The organism is Pseudomonas caspiana (assembly GCF_002158995.1).
GTDB lineage: Bacteria > Pseudomonadota > Gammaproteobacteria > Pseudomonadales > Pseudomonadaceae > Aquipseudomonas > Aquipseudomonas caspiana.
In genome coordinates this window covers 31738-33559 of record NZ_LOHF01000004.1, presented here as the reverse complement: position 1 = coordinate 33559, position 1822 = coordinate 31738, and the positions used below count along the sequence as shown (strand labels likewise).

Sequence of the window (1822 nt, the reverse complement as noted above, 5' to 3'; positions counted from 1 at the left end):
GCCCGCGACCTCGATGTCACGCGGCACAGGTGGATAGACGTCGATTTCGTCACCCTCATAGAGGCTGGCCGACATGTACTGGCGGCCTGTGCTTTCCAGACTGATTGCCAGCCCGGTCAGGTGCCGGGAGACGGGTTTGGCGTCGTCGATCAGCAGCACCAGCTCCTGATAGGTTTCCTCACTGATCCCCGTTTCAAGAACGCCCACCTCAAGCTCAAAGGTGGCAGGCTCTCCCTCCGGCACCTTCTGCCACCACTCGACGACGTTGACCAGATAACCCAGAGGCTCGACCACGCGACGAATCGCACCAATCGTGCCCTTGTGCTTATGAATGTAATACGACGCACTGATCGCCGCTCGCTTGACCGCGACAGGCCATGTATCCACCCAGCGGTCTACCGAGCATTCCCAAGCCAGAAACGGCAGCAAGGGCACTGGGCACGTCACTGGGTCGTAAATGGATCGCAGCGGAGCTGGAGTAACTTCAGAGGTTGCGCCCTCGATGGCGCGCTCCAGCGGCGTACTGTTGTTCGGCAGCAAGCTCATGTCATACCCCCAACGTCACGCTGACTGCGGTGCAGTAAGCCGCTTGTTCCTTGGTGGGCTGGATGTCGGCCCAGCCCACCAGCTCGACGCGCCGAATCCCCGCGACATGCAACTGGGCATCAATGGCCGAACGGGCCACCTCGACGCCCAGTCGCCGCCTTGGATTCATCCACTTAGCCAGACGCTCCTGGGCGTCGGCCAGTGCCGCCTCACTTTCGGAGCCGGTGCCAACCGGATGAAGAATGGCGGTGATGGTGTAGGGGATAATTTCTGCCCCCTTCACCGTGAGGCGGTCGCCCAAAGGCCGTACATCCTCGTCACTGAGAGCAGCGCGCACCGTATCCAGCAACGCCTCATCGGCCGAGCCATCACCCTCAAGCCCCAGAACAGTGACCACCACAACAGCCGGAGACGGACTTTCTGCCGTGGCATCCGCCACCAGCCCGGAGGCGTTACGCGCATGCAGGATGTAGCTGTTACGCGGCCCGGCCGTGGACAGGCCTTCCCAGCTCATCTGGATACGTTCGCGAAACGGGTCATCCTCTTCCATCACTTGAGCCGTGGGAGGTGACGTCGTCAGGTCTTCAGCGACAACCACAAGACGCTTGAGGTTTACCCGGGCACCCAACTGGTCAAGGTCTGAGCGTTTGGCGTAAGCCAGCATCAAAGCCTTGGCCGCGTCATTGACCCGCGCCCGATTGCCCACCTTGTTATAAGCGGCAAGCTCCAGCAGCTTGACTACTGGATCGCTTTCAAGCTCGGCGCTCCAACCCTCCCCCATCAAAAGACGAAAATTCGCCAGTTCCTCGCCGTAAATATCCTCAAAATCCAAGGTTTCCAGAACATCCGGGGCCGGTAGCAATGACAGGTCCACAATGTTCATGCAGACACCTCCAATAGCTTGCTTTCACCCTGGTACTCAGCCACTAGGCTGAACGTGATTTTGCCGTTGAGCACCGCTACAACTTTGATGCTGCCGAGCTTCACTCGTGGCTCCCAACGACCTAATGCCCGGGCAGCTTCGGCCTGAACAGCGCCTTTCCACCCCTCGTTAACCGGCAGGTCAACGAAACGGCGAATGCTGCTGCCGTATTCAGGCTTCATCCGGCGACTGCCCAGCGGGGTCGACAGAATGTCTTCAATGGACTGCCGCAGATGTTCAAGGCCGCTGATCGGCTGGCCGGTGCGGCGATCCATTCCGATCATTCAGGTCACTCCAACAACTGCTCGAAATCTTTATGGGCGTTCAGGTAGGCCAGCAGCTCGGACGTGCTTA

The 1822-nt window shown here is 59.6% G+C and carries 3 protein-coding genes; all 3 read right to left on the bottom strand.

Annotated features, from left to right (window positions below; all coding sequences use genetic code 11):
• Positions 1 to 546 (bottom strand): phage tail protein I (locus AUC60_RS06835; RefSeq protein WP_087265338.1); only part of this gene is annotated, 546 nt, incomplete at its 3' end.
• Position 547: 1 nt separating this feature from the next.
• Positions 548 to 1429, bottom strand: a complete 882-nt coding sequence (locus AUC60_RS06830) for a baseplate assembly protein (RefSeq protein ID WP_087265337.1) — start codon at positions 1427 to 1429, stop codon at positions 548 to 550.
• Positions 1426 to 1752, bottom strand: coding sequence for a GPW/gp25 family protein (locus tag AUC60_RS06825; protein WP_087265336.1), 327 nt, complete (start codon positions 1750 to 1752; stop codon positions 1426 to 1428). Before AUC60_RS06825 ends, AUC60_RS06830 begins: the two co-directional genes overlap by 4 nt.
• Between the last annotated feature and the right edge of the window lie 70 nt (positions 1753 to 1822).

What these genes read in the sequence shown, in the direction of transcription:
- AUC60_RS06825 (WP_087265336.1), bottom strand. Translation starts at nt 1,752, where the DNA reads ATGATCGGAATGGATCGCCGCACCGGCCAGCCGATCAGCGGCCTTGAA.
- AUC60_RS06830 (WP_087265337.1), bottom strand. Translation starts at nt 1,429, where the DNA reads ATGAACATTGTGGACCTGTCATTGCTACCGGCCCCGGATGTTCTGGAA.